Origin of the sequence: Streptosporangium sp. NPDC049046 (genome assembly GCF_040649155.1) — a bacterium.
GTDB lineage: Bacteria > Actinomycetota > Actinomycetes > Streptosporangiales > Streptosporangiaceae > Streptosporangium.
In genome coordinates this window covers 260,887-276,655 of sequence record NZ_JBEZEZ010000003.1, presented here as the reverse complement: position 1 = coordinate 276,655, position 15,769 = coordinate 260,887, and the positions used below count along the sequence as shown (strand labels likewise).

17 protein-coding genes are annotated in these 15,769 nt (G+C 70.8%); 13 read left to right on the top strand and 4 right to left on the bottom strand.

All coding sequences use genetic code 11. From position 1 onward, the window contains the following. Window positions 1–390: 390 nt before the first annotated feature. Entirely contained in the window at window positions 391–708 is a 318-nt protein-coding gene (locus AB0B96_RS05705) for a hypothetical protein (protein ID WP_362896788.1), read from the bottom strand. Window positions 709–918: 210 nt separating this feature from the next. On the opposite strand from AB0B96_RS05705, the gene AB0B96_RS05700 reads away from it, so the two are divergent. Beyond that, entirely contained in the window at window positions 919–1,416 is a 498-nt protein-coding gene (locus AB0B96_RS05700; protein WP_362896787.1) for an STAS domain-containing protein, read from the top strand. Between the two features lie 186 nt (window positions 1,417–1,602). Continuing rightward, entirely contained in the window at window positions 1,603–2,094 is a 492-nt protein-coding gene (locus tag AB0B96_RS05695; protein WP_350942701.1) for a GNAT family protein, read from the top strand. Between the two features lie 59 nt (window positions 2,095–2,153). On the opposite strand, the gene AB0B96_RS05690 is transcribed toward AB0B96_RS05695, so the two are convergent. Together AB0B96_RS05690 and AB0B96_RS05685 are read right to left on the bottom strand one after the other, a co-directional pair. After that, window positions 2,154–2,579: a DUF742 domain-containing protein gene (locus AB0B96_RS05690; protein ID WP_362896786.1), complete on the bottom strand. Its 426-nt coding sequence runs from the start codon at window positions 2,577–2,579 to the stop codon at window positions 2,154–2,156. Beyond that, window positions 2,576–4,576 carry a nitrate- and nitrite sensing domain-containing protein gene (locus AB0B96_RS05685; RefSeq protein WP_362896785.1) on the bottom strand — a complete coding sequence of 667 codons (2,001 nt, stop codon included), beginning with the start codon at window positions 4,574–4,576 and terminating at the stop codon, window positions 2,576–2,578. The genes AB0B96_RS05690 and AB0B96_RS05685 overlap by 4 nt, the downstream gene beginning before the upstream one ends. Window positions 4,577–4,867: 291 nt before the next feature. On the opposite strand from AB0B96_RS05685, the gene AB0B96_RS05680 reads away from it, so the two are divergent. Next, entirely contained in the window at window positions 4,868–5,209 is a 342-nt protein-coding gene (locus tag AB0B96_RS05680) for a hypothetical protein (RefSeq protein WP_350942706.1), read from the top strand. On the opposite strand, the gene AB0B96_RS05675 is transcribed toward AB0B96_RS05680, so the two are convergent. Then, the gene (locus AB0B96_RS05675) at window positions 5,119–5,487 is read right to left on the bottom strand and encodes a barstar family protein (RefSeq protein WP_362896784.1); all 369 of its coding nucleotides are present in this window, start codon (window positions 5,485–5,487) and stop codon (window positions 5,119–5,121) included. The genes AB0B96_RS05680 and AB0B96_RS05675 overlap by 91 nt on opposite strands. A 288-nt stretch (window positions 5,488–5,775) precedes the next feature. Here AB0B96_RS05675 and AB0B96_RS05670 point away from each other — a divergent pair, with 288 nt between their 5' ends. The 10 genes from AB0B96_RS05670 to AB0B96_RS05625 all read left to right on the top strand — a co-directional run bounded on the left by AB0B96_RS05670 (window position 5,776) and on the right by AB0B96_RS05625 (window position 15,764). Beyond that, window positions 5,776–6,765 (top strand): EamA family transporter, encoded by a 990-nt coding sequence (locus AB0B96_RS05670; protein WP_362896783.1) that lies wholly within the window; start codon window positions 5,776–5,778, stop codon window positions 6,763–6,765. Between the two features lie 49 nt (window positions 6,766–6,814). After that, window positions 6,815–7,438, top strand: coding sequence for a GntR family transcriptional regulator (locus tag AB0B96_RS05665; protein WP_362896782.1), 624 nt, complete (start codon window positions 6,815–6,817; stop codon window positions 7,436–7,438). A 58-nt stretch (window positions 7,439–7,496) separates the two neighbouring features. After that, entirely contained in the window at window positions 7,497–7,865 is a 369-nt protein-coding gene (locus tag AB0B96_RS05660; protein ID WP_350942713.1) for a hypothetical protein, read from the top strand. A 245-nt stretch (window positions 7,866–8,110) separates the two neighbouring features. Beyond that, window positions 8,111–9,565: a sugar transferase gene (locus AB0B96_RS05655; RefSeq protein ID WP_362896781.1), complete on the top strand. Its 1,455-nt coding sequence runs from the start codon at window positions 8,111–8,113 to the stop codon at window positions 9,563–9,565. After that, window positions 9,565–10,632 (top strand): glucose-1-phosphate thymidylyltransferase, encoded by a 1,068-nt coding sequence (locus AB0B96_RS05650; protein WP_362896780.1) that lies wholly within the window; start codon window positions 9,565–9,567, stop codon window positions 10,630–10,632. The genes AB0B96_RS05655 and AB0B96_RS05650 overlap by 1 nt, the downstream gene beginning before the upstream one ends. Beyond that, complete coding sequence (gene rfbB / locus AB0B96_RS05645; RefSeq protein WP_362896779.1) at window positions 10,629–11,786, top strand: dTDP-glucose 4,6-dehydratase; 1,158 nt, start codon at window positions 10,629–10,631, stop codon at window positions 11,784–11,786. Before AB0B96_RS05650 ends, rfbB begins: the two co-directional genes overlap by 4 nt. After that, on the top strand, window positions 11,783–12,640 hold the full coding sequence (rfbD, locus tag AB0B96_RS05640; RefSeq protein WP_362896778.1) for a dTDP-4-dehydrorhamnose reductase: 858 nt from the start codon (window positions 11,783–11,785) through the stop codon (window positions 12,638–12,640). Before rfbB ends, rfbD begins: the two co-directional genes overlap by 4 nt. A 168-nt stretch (window positions 12,641–12,808) precedes the next feature. Continuing rightward, window positions 12,809–14,191, top strand: a complete 1,383-nt coding sequence (locus AB0B96_RS05635; protein ID WP_362896777.1) for a class I SAM-dependent methyltransferase — start codon at window positions 12,809–12,811, stop codon at window positions 14,189–14,191. Beyond that, window positions 14,188–15,117: a sugar phosphate nucleotidyltransferase gene (locus AB0B96_RS05630; protein WP_362896776.1), complete on the top strand. Its 930-nt coding sequence runs from the start codon at window positions 14,188–14,190 to the stop codon at window positions 15,115–15,117. The genes AB0B96_RS05635 and AB0B96_RS05630 overlap by 4 nt, the downstream gene beginning before the upstream one ends. Next, the gene (locus tag AB0B96_RS05625) at window positions 15,114–15,764 is read left to right on the top strand and encodes a PIG-L deacetylase family protein (RefSeq protein WP_362896775.1); all 651 of its coding nucleotides are present in this window, start codon (window positions 15,114–15,116) and stop codon (window positions 15,762–15,764) included. The genes AB0B96_RS05630 and AB0B96_RS05625 overlap by 4 nt, the downstream gene beginning before the upstream one ends. The last annotated feature ends 5 nt before the right edge of the window (window positions 15,765–15,769 follow it).

The window sequence follows — 15,769 nt, the reverse complement described above, 5'->3', positions numbered from 1 at the left end:
CTTCGTGGTGCGGGTGGGGAGTGTGCGAGGTCGCCGGGTGCCGATCGGACGGCCCCTCATTTCTCGCATCCGGCACTTGGAGATGACTGTATTACCGCTGGTATCGCGACCGCTCGGGGAGTTCGGGGGGACGAGACGGTCGTGTTCCGGCTTGGCGGCGGGCGCTCGGGGCGCTCGATCCGTGGGCGACGGAGGGCGGGTCAGGCACTCGGCCGAGGCGTTCCTCGACGAGGCTCCGGAGCACGCCGAGCGGGTGAAGAAGATCCACCGGCGCCCTGGGCCGTGGCGCCTGGAACGCCGCGGTGCCGTGCCGGCCGAGAAGATCCGTGTGAGCCGATCTCCCGCCGGGTCCCCGCGCCGGTGGTCCCCCCTCGGTGTCGCCCGTCGTGTTCAGTGGTCCTTTTTCCGCTTGGCGGGAGTCTTCTGATCCGCCTCGTCGGCCAGCTGATCCTCCACGATGGCGCACCAGCGATGCCATCGCGCTAGATCGAGATGCTCCTCCACATCGCCCACCCCCGCCTCTGCCATGAGCTGGTGGCTGCTCGCCGCCGCCTCGTGGGCGTTGACCAGCGCGTGGTGACCGTGATTGGCGAGTGATTCGCTAACAGCCAGGTTCACGGCTATCTCTCCCATTGTCTTCGGTCGGTTGGAAAGTTCGTCGCCGAGCCCCTTCCCGGTGAAGTCGCGGCTCTCCGAATCGTCGCTCATAGCTGCTGAGTGCCCCACACGCCCTAGATCTATCTGCGACCTCCCATCCGATGTGGACGATTTCCGTACGCGGGAGCCGTGCGCCGGGTCCGGAGGGTCCCAAGCCCAGGACGCGATTCGCTTACGGGCGGGTTGCAGTTGGCCGGAGAGGGCCTTCTCACCAAGATCTTTAAAATAGCCTCGGCTCAACCGGCATAAGGATCGTGGGGGATGACGACGCGGCTTGATCTCTCGGTTCGCAGGCACGAGGGCGCCTCGGTGACCGTGCTCGCCGGTGAGCTGGACAAGCTGTCCAGTCCGCGGCTTCGCGATGTCCTGGTCACGCAGCTGGACGACGGGGTGGGGAACCTGATCCTCGATGTCACCGCTCTGAGATTCTGCGACTCCACCGGGCTGTGGACCATGTTGGAGGTCCAGCGGCGCGCGAGTGCGGCGGGGGGCTGCCTACGGCTGGCCGGTGTTCACGGGATTCTGGAACGGATCCTGACGGTCACCGGCCTCACGAGCGCGTTCTCCCTCGACCCCGACGTCCCCGCGTCACTGCGGGCCGTCACCCCGGAGGCTCCGGAGGCTACACCGTCCGTGACTCCGGCGGTCCCGGACGCGGAGGCTCCCCGATCCGGGGCCCCGTCCGCCCAGGGCGCGGAGCCCTCACCGTCCGCGGCCCCGTCCGCCCCGGACGCGGAGCCCTCCTCCGACCCAGGCTGAGACGAGGCCCTTCAGGGCGGCGGTACGGCCGGCCGCGGTGAAGGCCGTCCCGTCGTCCACGAAACCGCTCTCACCGGATCTGTTTCTCCTGCCCGGCCCACCCCGGCCGCACGGTGCCGCTCCCCCTCCCCCGGATTCGGTGTCCGCGCACTTCACGGGCCGGTCAACGGGTACTACCCTGCACGGATGACGGAAGTGGAGTTGCGCGGATGGCGGCCCGACGACATGCCGGTCGTGCTCGACGCGTTCGGCTCTCCGGACATGGCGGATCAGGCGGCCCGGCCCATCGACACCGCGCAGGCGGCGCTGGAGTGGATGGGGCTGTGGGGGTTTCGCGATGACGCGCGGGCGTTCGCCGTGGTCTCCAACGGCGAGGTCGTGGGAAACGTCGCGGTGAGCAACATCGACGCGCACGGCACCGGCTGGGTCTCCTACTGGACGCTTCCGCGCGCCAGGGGACGGGGGGTCGCCGTGGCCGCCACCAGGAAGATGACCGAGTGGGCGTTCGGGGAGCGTGGCCTGTTCCGCCTGGAGCTGGCACACCGGGTCGGTAACACCGCCTCCTGCGCGGTGGCGACCAGGGCCGGATTCCTGTCCGAGGGTGTCGAGCGGGCCAAGATCAGCTACGAGGGTGTCCGCTACGACGTGGAGCGGCACGCCCGCCTGGCCACCGACTGACCGATCGAGCGGCGGCACTCGGGTCGCCGACGCCCCTCGATCGGTGACGAGACGGTGGTTCAGAGGCTTCTGAGACCGGCGAGGAGGTCGCGGAGCAGGTTCTCGCGGGGGATCGCGGACGGGGGTGCCGGGGGCCGTACGGCGATCAGGCCGCTCTCGCGCAGGTCGCCGAGGAGCACCCGGAGCACCCCGACGGCGAGGGCGGTCCGCGCGGCCAGTTCGACGACGGGGGTCGGCGCGCGGCAGGCGTCCAGGATCGCCAGATGCTCGGGCTGCAGCCCTTGACGGGGGTCGCCGACCGCCATCACGCCGTTCGCCAGGTCACCGCGTCCGGCCGGGGGCCGCGGCCCCCGGTGGGGGTCGACCGCCACCACCACGGACATGAGGTCGAAATGGGCTCCCGCGACCCTGGTCCGGCCGCGGGTCATCGTGTAGGGGCGGATGATCGGGCCGTGCTCCCGGTCGTCCGGGCGCTCCTGTGTCACGGTCCATCCTCCTGCCCGGACTTCCCGCCGTGCGGCCATCCGTCGGGGAGCGCTCCGGACACGCCGCTCGGGACGGCCCCCCCGTCGGCCTCCCGGGTTCCCGCGATGGAGTTCCCCTGGGAGGGGCGTTCCGCGGGTACGGTCTGGCGCACCCGTCTGGGCAGTTCGTCGCCCGGGGGTAACGGTAACCGTTCGACCTCGACCGAGTGGATGAACCGGGGATCGGCCGGCTCGACCACCAGCTCTCCGGGGAGCAGCACGATCGCCGTGGTGCCGCCGAAGGGGGAGGGCCGCAGGAAGACGCGGATGTCGTGCCGGACGGCGAGCTGCGCGACGACGAACAGGCCGAGCCGGTCGCTGTCCGCCAGGTCGAACTCGGGCGGGTCGGCCAGCAGCGCGTTGAGCCGGGCGGTCTCCTCGGGGGAGATGCCGAGCCCTCTGTCCTCGACCTCGATGGCGTAGCCCTTCGCGACCGTGTCGCCGTGGACGCGTACGGAGGTGTTCGGGGGAGAGAACATCGCGGCGTTCTCGACCAGTTCGGCGAGGAGGTGGATCACGTCGGTGGCGACCGCGCCGACCACGGACGGGCCGTGCGGGACGCCGATCGTCACGCGCGGGTAGTCCTCGACCTCCTCGACCGCGGCGCGGACCACGTCGTAGATCGTGACCGGGTCCCGCCATCCCCGTCCCGGGGCGGCTCCGGACAGGATGAGCAGGCCCTCGGAGTGGCGGCGCATCCGGGTGGTGAGGTGGTCCAGGCGGAAAAGGCCTTCAAGGGCCGCCGGGTCGTCGGTCCGCCGCTGCATGCCCTCCAGCATGGTCAACTGCCGGTACAGCAGGGACTGGCTGCGCCTGGCGAGGTTCACGAAGACCTTGTTGACGCCCTTGCGCATCCGGGCCTGACCGACGGCGGCCTCGACCGCGGTCCGCTGTACGGAGGAGAACGCCCTGGCGACCTCGGCGACCTCGGCGGTGCCGTCCGTCTTGATCTCGGGAGTCTCCGAGGAGACCTCCTCGCCCCGCCGGAGCCGCTGGACCACGTCCGGCAGCCGCTTGCCCGCGAGGTCGAGTGCCGCCTGCTGGAGGCCGACGAGCTCACCGGCGAGCCTCCGGCCGAACCGTACCGAGACGAAGACGGACAGCCCGACCGCGACCAGGCCGAGCCCTGCGGCGAGGCCGATCCGGACCATGATGTCCCTGGCGAGGGGCGCCGTCCGCTCGCTGATGCGCGTGCCGACGTCCCCGGCGCGCCTGTCGAAGTCGTCGGAGAGCCGTCCGGCGATCCCGGCCCAGGCGGGTTCGGGCACGGCCGACGCGACGACGGCGTCCTCGATCCTCTCGAACGAGGAGTGGTCGGAGGAGTCGCGCAGCGGGGTGTAGAGCGACTGGAACTCCGGGTCGAGCTGGTCGAAGCCCATGGAGTAGAGGAGCCTGCGGCCGGTGACCAGCTGACCGAACCTCGCGCGTTCCCCGGGGCTCATGGCCCCTTCGACGGCGGCCCCCGATATCAGCGCGGCCTGCTGGCTGAGCATCTCCCGGCTCCGCCCGACCATGACGAGGGCCCGCGTCTGGTCGGTCAGTTCCATGTCAGCGGATATCCGGATCTTCTCGTAGGTGTCGAAGGCGGCCTCGATGATCCCGCTGTAGGCGTCGAGGACCCGCAACCGGGGCTCGGTGCGGGTGTCGACCCCTCTGCGGATCTCGGGGAGCCGGTTCAGCGCGGCCAGAAGCCGGCTCAGGCGGTCCCAGGTGGCGGGGGTGAGGTCGGGACGGACTTCGGCGGTGAGTCGTTCCAGCTCGGCTCGGGCGCCGTTCGTCCGCAGGCGCTGGGCGTCCAGTTGCGAGCGCGGGACGCCGACGTCTCCCAGGACGGAGAGCGAGAGCATCCGCTCGTGCTGGAGCGCGGTGGTCACCTTCCTGGTGGGTACGACCACGTGCTCGTAACCACTACGGATCTTGAGTAGCTCCTGCCCGTCCTGCACCGTGAGGTTGGCCACAAATACCCAAATCGCTACAAGCGATATAATAGGTACCAAGAGTAAAGTGAAAATCTTTACCCTGATTGAGTATTTTCGGCTGGCCATAATACCTCGCACACCTTGAGATGCGTGGTTAACAATGGCCAAACATAGCAATGTGGGTCACTTGGGACCAGGCGTGCACGCGAGTCACGTTGAGATGATTTATCACGTTACTTTGTCCCAGAACCACGAGCACCTCATGGGCGGTCCGGCATCACGAGTCCCTCATGAGTGCCTCCGAGATGATCGGACAGGAGGGGGTCGACGATGCGGAAGATCGCGGACCTGATCGAAACCGAGGCCGAGCGCGCCGACCTGGCGGCGCTGGCCCGTGGCGGCGAGCTGGCGAGGGCGGGAGCGGTGCAGCTGGTCAGGTTCGGACCGCCGCGGGTGACCGCCGAGGTGGACGACGGCGCCGCGTGCGTCGACTTCCGGCTCGTCGACGAGGCCCTCCGCTGGCACTGCAGCTGTCCCGAGGGCAGGCAGGGCGCCTTCTGTGCCCACTGCGTGGCGACGGCTCAGTCGGTCAGGATCAGGACGGACAAGAAGGACTCTCCCGTCGTGCCGTCGGCGACGGCCTCGGAGAGAACGGTGAGAATCGCGTCGTAGGCCGGGCGGTCCTCCGCCCGGAGCGTCGACGGCTCCGACCAGATCAGCGCGTGCTCGCCCGGCGGCAGCCACGACAGGTCGGTCAGCACGTCGTAGAGCGCGTCGAGGTTGTGCCCGAAGGTGCCCGGCAGGTCGAGGGCCTCGGCGATCGCGTCCATCGCCTCGGCCGAAGTGGTGATCTTCACGCCGTCCAGCGGGTGCGGCGTGGCGCCGCCGAGCATGGACCGGACCTCCGTGGCCGGCCCGTGGCGGAACGTCCCCCTGGACACCGTGGTCATCGTCGCCTCCGACGGGTGGCGGGCACGCCCGTGCGGTCGCCCGTCTCGTGGGCGGCACCTCTGGTCGTCATCGGCCCTGCCCCCTGAGCCGAGTGGTCGGCACTGTCTCTGGGAGATCTCACCCCGCCGAACTACCCGCGCGCGAACCCGCGAAAACAGGGTGACGGGCGTGTCTTCGCTGCTCACCGCCCGTCGGGCTCCTCACCCTCACCTCGTTGCGTTCCCGGGCCCCCGCCCAGGTCGAAATACCATTGTCTGGTTGTCAGACAATATGCCTACAATCACCCTATGAAAATCGCCGTGATCGGAGCCGCCGTACTCTGGGGGACGGCGGGAACCGCGGGCCTGCTCGTCGCCGGGGTCGATCCCGTTTCCCTCGCCGCCGCCCGCCTGGTGATCGGCGGCCTGGTCCTCGCGGCCGCCACCGCTCCCGCCGCGCGTCTCCTGCTCTCCCCCGGAGGCTTCTCCGGGGGCTTCTCCGCAGGTCCCTCCGGGGGCTCCTCGGCGGGTCCCTCCGGAGGGCGGGGGGACGATGGAGGTCCGGGGCGCGGCCCCACGGCACGCCCCGGCGCGCTCGTGGCGGCGGCGGTGGCCGTGGCGGCGTACCAGCTGTGTTACTTCGCCGCGGTCAGCAGGACCGGGGTGGCCGTGGGCACCGTGGTCGCCATCGGCAGCGGTCCCGTCTTCACCGGGCTGCTGTCCTGGCTGTTCGGCCGGGTGCGGCCCGGCCGCCGCTGGGCGGGGGCGACCGCGGTGGCGATCGCCGGTTGCGCCGTGCTCACCGGCGGGGGAGGCGAGGTGCGGGCCGACGGCGTCCTGCTCGCGCTGCTCGGCGGCCTGCTGTACGCCTTCTACGCGGTCACCGCGGCGCGGGCGATCGGAGCGGGCGCGCCCTCCGACGGGGTGATGGGGCTGATGTTCGGCGGGGCCGCCGTCGTCATGGTGCCCGTCCTGCTGTGGAGGGGCACCGGCTGGCTCGCCGAGCCGCACGGCCTGCTCGCCGCCCTCTACCTGGGCTGCGCCACCACCGCGCTGGCCTATTTCCTGTACGGGAGGGGGCTGCGCACGACCCCGGTCGCGACCGCCGCCACTCTCGCCCTGGCGGAGCCGGCGGTGGCGGCCCTGCTCGGGGTCGTCGTGCTCGGTGAGCGGCTCACGCCCACCTCGGTCGCCGGGCTCGTCCTGGTCGGCGCCAGCCTGGCCGCGGTCTCCCTGCCGGAGCGCGTCCGCCCCGGAAGCCGGGGGAACGCTCCGGCGCAAGCCGGAAGCCGCCTGTGAGTGCGCTTACCGAAGCACACTCACAGGTAACGGCAATAGGGTCGTCGGCGTGACTCTCCCGATCCATCCTGTCTCCGCCGTCGGCGCGCTCGCCGACGCTCTGCGCCGGCGGGTGCTGTCCGGCGAGATCGCCCCGGGTACCACGCTGCCGGAGCAGGAGCTCTCGGCCCTGTACGGGGTGGCCCGCCCGACCGTCCGCGAGGCACTCGCCGTGCTCGTGCACGAGGGGCTGCTCAGACGCGAACGGCACCGCAGTGCCCAGGTGGCCGAGGTGACCGTGGCGGACCTGGACGACCTGATGTTCGTCCGGCGCCCGCTGGAGGAGCTGACGGCCACCTCGCTGGCGGGGCGGCGGGTCGGGGAGGCCGACGCCGCGCTGGCGCGGATGGCCGCGCTGCCCGCCGACGCTCCCTGGTCGGAGGTGGTGGCCGAGCACATGGCCCTGCACCAGGCGCTGGTCGTCGCAGTGGGCAGCCCTCGGCTGGAGCGGCTCTACGGCATGCTGGCCGCCGAGACCAGGCTCGGCCTGGTCAGGCTGCGCGTCGTCTACTCCGACCGGCACGTGCTGGTCGCCGAGCACCGGAATCTGCTCGACGCGATCGGCGGGGGGTCTCGGGAGGCCGCCAGGGAGGCGGTCGCGGCGCATCTCGACCACGGCTGGGGTGATCATTAGGGACCGACTTGCATGGCTCTATTGCACGCGGAGCCCTGAAGTCGTCACAATCGCGCCCATGCACGGCAACTCAGTGCCGGACTCCTACGTGTATGTCACCGAAGAAGGCGTGACCCGTCACTACGAGGACGGCAGCGTTGACGCCCTCGCGTGGGAGGACGTCGTCGAGGTGCGGATAGTGGGCGACACGGACCCGGACGGCTCAGAAGACTCGGACATCCTGTACATCCTTCTCGATCGACAAGGCCAGGGGTGTGTGGTGCCCCACTCGGCGACCGACGCGACCTTCCTCGCCCGTCTTCGATATCTCCCGGATTTCGACCTCGACCGGCTCGGCGCGGCGGTGGAGTCCGCGCCCGACGATTATGTCGTCGTATGGCGCAGTCCAGAACCACCTTCTGCTCTTCCGGATTTTGAATACGACTGATTCCCGCATTGCTGTCAAATGCGGCGGCCAAACTTACACGTTTGGATCGTTCCGTCAAGATGCCATCTCTGCCGCACTTCGTCCAATAGTGGACAGTGGCCGGTATTCCCCTAATCAATAGTGATCACTAGGATTTCCTAGGGTATCCACGCTCCTGATGCATTAGGGGATGCTGTCAGCCATTGAATGAGATGCGCGGCGCCTTATTTGGCTGCCTCGGGGCATCTCGGGTGGGATGGGGTGATATGAGAGTGGAAACTGAGGAGCTCGTCGTCGGGCTTCTCAAAGGTCCCGCACGCACCGCTCCGAGCATCTGGACGCGATCCTATGTCCGCATCCTCCTCGCCGGGGATATCGCGTGCTCTGTCATCGCCTGTGAGACCGTTCTGGGCGTTCGCCTGTGGTTCGGCGCCTTCATCCCGGTGGAGGAGGCCCTGCTCGGGCTGGGTCTCGCCCTGATCTGGCCGCTCGCCCTGGCGTCGGGAGGCGCCTATCGCCGGCGTACGCACGGTGAGGGTACGGACGAATTCCGAGCGGTTTTCAATGGTGCCGCCGGTCTGACGGCGGCGGTCGCGATCGGTGCGTATGTCACGCAAACTCCGATCGCCCGAAGTTTTGTCATGGCGATGTTCCCGCTCGCTTTCACTCTCACGCTTTTCTTTCGCTACCGGATGCGCAAGCGACTGCATCGCAGACGCTCGCGCGGCGACTACATGCGTCATGTGGTCGCCGTCGGCCATCGGGAGTCGGTGCTCGACCTGGTGATGCAGTTGCGCAGGCAGCCGCACCACGGCATGACCGTCGTCGCCGCGTGCCTGCCCGCGGGCCCCGACCTGGTGGAGATCGACGGGGTTCCGGTCCTCGGCAACTTCTCCGACGTGCCCACGGTGGTGGCCGAGGTCAACGCCGACGCCGTCGCGGTTTTGGCCTGTCCGGAATTGGACGGCGCCGCGCTGCGCAGGCTCGCCTGGGGGTTGGAGGACGCCCGCACCGACCTGTTCGTGGCCCCCGCGCTGATGGACGTGGCCGGCCCGCGCATCAGCATCAGCCCGGTCGCGGGCATGCCGCTGCTGCATGTCGAGCACCCCGACTTCCGCGGCGCCCGGCGGCTGGCGAAGAGCCTGTTCGACCGGGCGGGGGCGGGTCTCGCCCTCCTGGTGCTGGGGGTGCCCATGCTGGTGATCGCCGCGCTGATCCGCGCGACCAGCCCGGGGCCCGCCCTCTTCCGCCAGGTCAGGGTCGGTAAGGGGGGCACCGAGTTTCAGGTCGTGAAATTTCGCACGATGGTGGTCGACGCGGAGCAGCTCAAGATCGACCTGGAGCGCGAGAACGAGTTCGACGGCGTCCTGTTCAAGATTAGGAACGATCCAAGGATCACCCGCGTGGGTGCCTTCCTGCGCCGATACTCCCTCGACGAACTGCCCCAGCTGCTCAACGTGCTGCGCGGCGAGATGTCCCTCGTCGGCCCGCGCCCTCCGCTGCCCGACGAGGTCAGGCAGTACGGCGCCGACGTACGCCGCCGCCTCGTCGTGAGCCCGGGCATGACCGGCCTGTGGCAGGTCAGCGGGCGCTCCGACCTGACCTGGGAGGAGTCGGTCCGCCTGGACCTCCGCTACGTCGAGAACTGGTCGCTCTTCCTGGACCTGCAGATCCTCTGGAAGACCTGGGGCGCCGTGACCGGCGGAGAAGGGGCCTACTAGTGAAAGCACTCGTGCTCGCCGGAGGGTCGGGCACCCGGCTGCGGCCGATCACCCACACCTCCGCCAAGCAACTCGTCCCCGTCGCCAACAAGCCCGTGCTCTTCTACGGGCTGGAGGCGATCGCCGCCGCGGGCATCCGCGAGATCGGGATCGTCGTCGGCGACACGCACGCCGAGATCGAGGCGGCCGTCGGCGACGGCCGCGCGTTCGGCCTGGAGGTCACCTACGTCCGGCAGCGGGCGCCGCTGGGCCTGGCCCACGCGGTGCTCGTCGCCCGCGACTACCTCGGCGACGACGACTTCGTCATGTATCTCGGCGACAACTTCATCGTCGGCGGCATCAACGACGTCGTCGAGCGCTTCGCCCGTGAGCGGCCCGCGGCCCACATCATGCTCACCAAGGTCGGAGATCCCCGGCAGTTCGGGGTCGCCGAGCTCGACGCCGCCGGCCGGGTGATCGGCCTGGAGGAGAAGCCACCCGTACCCAAGAGCGACCTCGCACTGGTCGGCGTCTACCTGTTCACCGCCGCGATCCACGAGGCGGTGGCCGAGCTCAAGCCGTCGTGGCGGGGAGAGCTGGAGATCACCGACGCCCTGCACTGGCTGATCGCCGACGGGCGGCGGGTCGAGTCCTCCGTCATCTCCGGCTACTGGAAGGACACCGGGAACGTCACCGACATGCTGGAGGTGAACCGGCTGGTACTGGAGTCCCTGCGGCCACGCCTGGACGGCCTGGTCGACGAGGCGAGCCAGCTGATCGGCCGGGTGGTCGTCGAGGAGGGCGCCACGATCGAGCGGTCCCGCGTCGTCGGACCCGCGATCATCGGCCCGGGAGCCCGGATCCGCGACAGCTACATCGGCCCCTTCACCTCGATCGCGGCGGACTGCGCGATCAGCGCGAGCGAGATCGAGTACTCGATCGTCCTGCCCAGGTCCTCGATCGCCGGGGTCTCGCGCATCGAGGCGTCCCTCATCGGCCACGACGTCGAGGTCACCCCCGCCCCCACCACCCCCAGAGCCCACCGTCTCGTGCTGGGCGATCACAGCAAGGTCCAGATCAGTTCATGACAACAGCCGACAGCGGGACGACCTCCGCCCCGTCGAACACTGCGTCGAGCACCCCGTCGAAGGTCCTGGTCACCGGGGGAGCCGGATTCATCGGCTCCCACTTCGCCCGGCTGCTCGCCGCGAGCGGGGCCGCCGTGACGGTCCTCGACAAGCTCACCTACGCGGGAAACCGGGCCAACCTGGAGGGGACGCCCCACGACTTCGTGCACGGCGACGTCTGCGACACCGAACTCCTGGCGGGGCTCGTCCCCGGCCACGACCTCGTCGTCAACTTCGCCGCCGAGTCCCACGTCGACCGGTCGATCGACGGCGCCGCCGACTTCGTGCGGACCAACGTCCTCGGTACGCAGGCGCTGATGCAGGCCTGCCTGGAGGCGGGCACCCCGAGGGTGGTGCAGGTCTCGACCGACGAGGTGTACGGGTCGATCGACGAGGGCTCCTGGGACGAGGGCGCGCGGCTCGGCCCGCGCTCGCCCTACTCCGCGGCGAAGGCGAGCGGAGACATGATCGCCCAGGCGTACGCGATCACCCACGGCCTGCCGGTCTCCATCACGCGCTGCGGCAACAACTACGGCCCCCGCCAGTATCCGGAGAAGCTGATCCCGCTCTTCGTCACCCGCCTGCTGCGGGGACGCAGGGTCCCGCTCTACGGCGACGGCGGCAACGTCCGCGACTGGGTCCACGTCGACGACCACTGCGCGGGCATCCGCGTCGTCGCCGAGCGCGGCGCACCCGGCGAGGTCTATCACATCGCCGGTACGGCGGAGCTGAGCAACATCGAGCTCGTCGCCCGGCTCCTTGAGGCCTGCGGCGCCGGATGGGACATGGTCGAGCGCGTCCCCGACCGCAAGGGGCACGACCGCCGCTACTCCCTGGACGACTCCAGGCTCCGCGCGCTCGGCTACCGGCCGTCCGTGCCGTTCGAGCGCGGCCTGGCGGAGACGGTCCGCTGGTACCGGGAGAACCCCGGCTGGTGGGAGGCCGCCGCGGAGGCGGCGGGCGCCGGCCCGGCATCGGGCGGCGCGGATGCGCCCGGTGCGGCGGGTCCGGGGGGCGCGGCCGGTTCGACGGCCCCGGTGGGGCCGATGGGTTCGGCCGGTCCGGCGGGGATGGCCGGTGCGGTGGGCGGACGGCGAGGAGGGACGGCCGGATGACCCGCTGGATGATCATCGGTGCCTCCGGCATGCTCGGGACCGAGCTGGAGGCCCGCCTGCGTGCCGAGGAACAACCCTTCCTCGCGTTCGGCAGGCACGAGCTGGACCTCTGTGACACGTCCGCCGTACGCCACCTGATCGCGGCCTGCAGGCCCGACGTCGTGGTCAACTGCGCCGCGTGGAACGCCGTCGACGAGGCGGAGACGCGGGAGGACGAGGCGCTCGCGGTCAACGGCACCGCGGTGCGCTCACTCGCCGAGGCGTGCGGGCGCGTCGGCGCGCGGATGATCCAGCCCTCCAGCGACTACGTCTTCGACGGCACCGCGCTGGACCCCTACCCCGAGGACGCGCGGCCCTGCCCGGTCAACGCGTACGGCAGGACCAAGCTCGCGGGCGAGCGCGCCGTGCTCGAGGTGCTGCCGCACGGCGGCTACGTGGTGCGCACGGCCTGGCTGTACGCCGCGACCGGCCACAACTTCGTCCGCACGATGATGCGCCTGGAGGGCGAGGGAATGGCCCCCGAGGTCGTCGGTGACCAGTTCGGCCAGCCCACCTGGGCCGGTGACCTCGCGGCGAGGATCGTCGACCTGGCGGTGAGCGACGCGCCGCCCGGCGTCTACCACGCCACCAACTCGGGCCACACGAGCTGGTACGACCTGGCCAGGGAGGTCTTCACGCTGCTCGGCGCCGATCCCGGCCGGGTGAAGGAGATCCCCTCCAAGGACCTCACGCGTCCCGCGCCCCGGCCCGCGTACAGCGTGCTGGGGCACGACGGCTGGCCCAGGGCGGGCCTGCCGCCGATGCGGCACTGGAAAGAGGCGCTGAGGGAGTCCCGTGTGCTCGCGGCGGGCTAGCGGGGGCGTCCGTGTCGAGGGCCGGGCACGGAAGGGGCCGGGCGGGACCCCGCCGGGCGGGACCTGGCCGGCAGGGACCCGGTCGGCCGGGACCCGGTCGTCGGGCGCGAGAAGAAGGACCCAGTCGGAGAACCGTCGGACCGCGTCACGCGGTAGGGGAGCGCATTCATGACAACCTGCAGGCTGTGCGGCTCGACGAGCCTGGCCAGCGTCGTCGACCTCGGGGCGACACCGCCCTGCGAGCGGTTCCTCACCGCGCCGCAGCTGGAGGAGCCCGAGGTCACCTACCCGCTGCACCTGCGGGTCTGCACCGCCTGCTGGCTGGCGCAGATCCCACCGATGATCACCCCGGAGGAGACCTTCACCGAGTACGCCTACTTCTCCTCGTACTCCACCTCGTGGGTGGAGCACGCGCGGGAGTTCGTGCGCGGGGCGGCCGAGCGGCTCGGGCTGGGGGCCGGGTCGTTCGTGGTCGAGGTGGCGAGCAACGACGGATACCTGCTGCGGCACGTCGTCGAGCGGGGCATCCGCTGCCTGGGCGTCGAACCGTCGGAGAACGTCGGCCAGGCCGCCAGGGACGCCGGGGTGCCGACCGTCACGGCGTTCCTCGGCCCGGAGACCGGCGCCTCGGTGCGCGCGGAGCACGGCCCCGCCGACCTGGTGGTCGCCAACAACGTCTACGCCCACATCCCGGACATCGTCGGCTTCACCCGGGGGTTGCGCGCCCTCGTGGCCGACGACGGCTGGGTCTCCATCGAGGTCCAGCACCTGCTCACCCTGATGGAGCGTAACCAGTACGACACGATCTACCACGAGCACTTCCAGTACTACACGGTCGCCTCCGCCCAACGTGCCCTCGCCGCCGGTGGGCTCGCTCTCGTGGACGTCGAGTCGCTGCCCACGCACGGGGGCTCGATCCGGCTGTGGGCGAGACCGGTGGAGGCCGTGGACGCGCAGCGGGAGCCGGGCGCCTGGACGGAGCCGGGCGTCCGGGGAGAGTCGGACGGCCGGGGAGGGCTGGGCGGACAAGCCGGGCCGGGCGGACAGGATGGGCGGGGCGGGCAGAACGGGTCGGGCGAGCGGAACGGGTCGCCGGACGGGCCGAGCGAGCGGGTGGCCGCGCTGCTCGCGGCGGAGAAGGCCGCCGGTCTGCACGAGCTGTCCGGGTACGCCGAGTTCGGCGAGCGGGTGGCGCGGGTGCGGCGGGACCTGCTGGGCTTCCTCCTCGACGCCGCCCGCGAGGGCAGGACCGTCGCGGGCTACGGAGCGCCGGGCAAGGGCAACACCCTGCTCAACCACTGCGGCATCCGGCCCGACCTGCTCCCCTTCACCGTCGACCGCAACCCGTACAAGCACGGCAGGTTCACCCCCGGCACGCGCGTACCGATCCTGCCGCCGGAGAGGCTCGCCGAGGAGCGGCCCGACTACGTGCTGGTCCTGCCGTGGAACCTCCGCGACGAGCTCGTCGACCAGCTGTCCTTCGTGCACGCCTGGGGAGGCCGGCTGGTCTTCCCCATCCCCAATCTGGAGATCGTCGAGGTGAACCCGTGAAGGTCGTCCTCTTCTGCGGCGGATACGGCACCAGGATGCGCACCGGCACCCCCGGTGACGTGCCCAAGCCCATGCAGCTCGTGGGGCCACGGCCGCTCATCTGGCATGTGATGCGCTACTACGCGCACTTCGGGCACACGGAGTTCATCCTCTGCCTGGGGTACGGCGCGCACCACATCAAGGACTTCTTCCTGAACTACCAGGAGACGACGTCCAACGACTTCGTCCTGCGCGCGGGCAGGGTCGAGCTGCTGTCCACCGACATCTCCGAGTGGTCGATCTCGTTCGTGCAGACCGGGATCGCCTCCCCGATCGGCGAGCGGCTGCGCCGGGTCCGCGACCACCTGGACGGCGAGGAGATGTTCCTCGCCAACTACGCCGACGTGCTCACCGACGCGCCGCTGCCGGAGATCGTCGACCGCTTCGCCCGGTCGGGCGCGGGCGCGTCGATGATGGTGGTGCCGCCCGCCGACACCTTCCACTGCATCGAGCTGGGAGAGCGCGGCACGGTCGGCGGGATCACGCCGGTGAGCGAGATGCCGCTCTGGGTGAACGGCGGATACTTCGTGCTCCGCCAGGAGATCTTCGACCACATCCCGGAGGGCGGCGACCTGGTCGCGGACGGCTGCGCGGAGCTGGCCAAGCGCGGCAGGCTGCTCGCCTACCCGCACCGCGGCTACTGGCGGCCCACGGACACGGTCAAGGAGCGGGTGGCCCTCGACGAGGCGTACTCGCGCGGCGACCGCCCCTGGGCGCTGTGGGAGCGCGAGCCCGTACCCGGATCGGTGACGGCCCCGGAGCGCGAGCCCGCACCCGCACCCGTGACGGCCCCGGAGCGTGAGTCCGCGCCGGTGCTCGGGCAGGCACCGGGGTACGAGCCGGCGGCGGTGCTCGAAGGCGGGCCCGCGGCGGTGACGGTCACGTGATCCGGTTCAGAGCGGCCAGGACGGGCCGGATCGCGCTGCTCGCCGCGCACTGCGACGACCTGGCGATCGGGGCGGGCGGCAGCCTGCTCACCCTCTGCTCCGCGCGCCCCGGCGTCCAGGTGGACGCCCTGGTGCTCTCCGGCGGCGGTACCGAGCGCGAGGACGAGGAACGCGCCGCGCTCGACGCGTTCTGCCCCGGCGCCGACCTGCGGCTCACCGTGCTCAAGCTGCCCGACGGGCGGCTGCCCGCGCGCTGGGAGGAGGCGAAGGAGGCGGTGGAGGAGCTGCGGGCGCGCACCGACCCCGACCTGCTGTTCGCGCCGAACCCCGCCGACGCCCACCAGGACCACCGGGGCCTGGCCAAGCTGGTACCCACGGCCTTCCGCGACCACCAGGTGCTCGGCTACGAGATCGCCAAATGGGACGGGGACCTGGGGCGGCCCACGGCCTACCAGCCGCTCACCCCGGAGATCGCCGAGGCGAAGGTGGGCCTGCTCCACCGCCACTACCCCTCGCAGCGCCACCGTTCCTGGTTCGACCGCGAGGCGTTCCTGGGACTGGCCCGCATCCGCGGGATCGAGTGCCACGCCCGCTACGCCGAGGCGTTCCACGTCAACAAGCTGACCTTCGACCTGGCTGGAGGCTGAACCGG

Excerpts from the sequence above, each read along its gene's own strand:
- AB0B96_RS05660 (WP_350942713.1), top strand. The coding sequence starts at position 7,497 with ATGCACGGCAACTCAGTGCCGGACTCCTACGTGTATGTCACCGAAGAA.
- AB0B96_RS05705 (WP_362896788.1), bottom strand. The coding sequence starts at position 708 with ATGAGCGACGATTCGGAGAGCCGCGACTTCACCGGGAAGGGGCTCGGC.
- AB0B96_RS05655 (WP_362896781.1), top strand. The coding sequence starts at position 8,111 with ATGAGAGTGGAAACTGAGGAGCTCGTCGTCGGGCTTCTCAAAGGTCCC.
- AB0B96_RS05700 (WP_362896787.1), top strand. The coding sequence starts at position 919 with ATGACGACGCGGCTTGATCTCTCGGTTCGCAGGCACGAGGGCGCCTCG.
- AB0B96_RS05670 (WP_362896783.1), top strand. The coding sequence starts at position 5,776 with ATGAAAATCGCCGTGATCGGAGCCGCCGTACTCTGGGGGACGGCGGGA.
- rfbD (WP_362896778.1), top strand. The coding sequence starts at position 11,783 with ATGACCCGCTGGATGATCATCGGTGCCTCCGGCATGCTCGGGACCGAG.
- AB0B96_RS05680 (WP_350942706.1), top strand. The coding sequence starts at position 4,868 with ATGCGGAAGATCGCGGACCTGATCGAAACCGAGGCCGAGCGCGCCGAC.
- AB0B96_RS05675 (WP_362896784.1), bottom strand. The coding sequence starts at position 5,487 with ATGACCACGGTGTCCAGGGGGACGTTCCGCCACGGGCCGGCCACGGAG.
- AB0B96_RS05695 (WP_350942701.1), top strand. The coding sequence starts at position 1,603 with ATGACGGAAGTGGAGTTGCGCGGATGGCGGCCCGACGACATGCCGGTC.
- AB0B96_RS05635 (WP_362896777.1), top strand. The coding sequence starts at position 12,809 with ATGACAACCTGCAGGCTGTGCGGCTCGACGAGCCTGGCCAGCGTCGTC.
- rfbB (WP_362896779.1), top strand. The coding sequence starts at position 10,629 with ATGACAACAGCCGACAGCGGGACGACCTCCGCCCCGTCGAACACTGCG.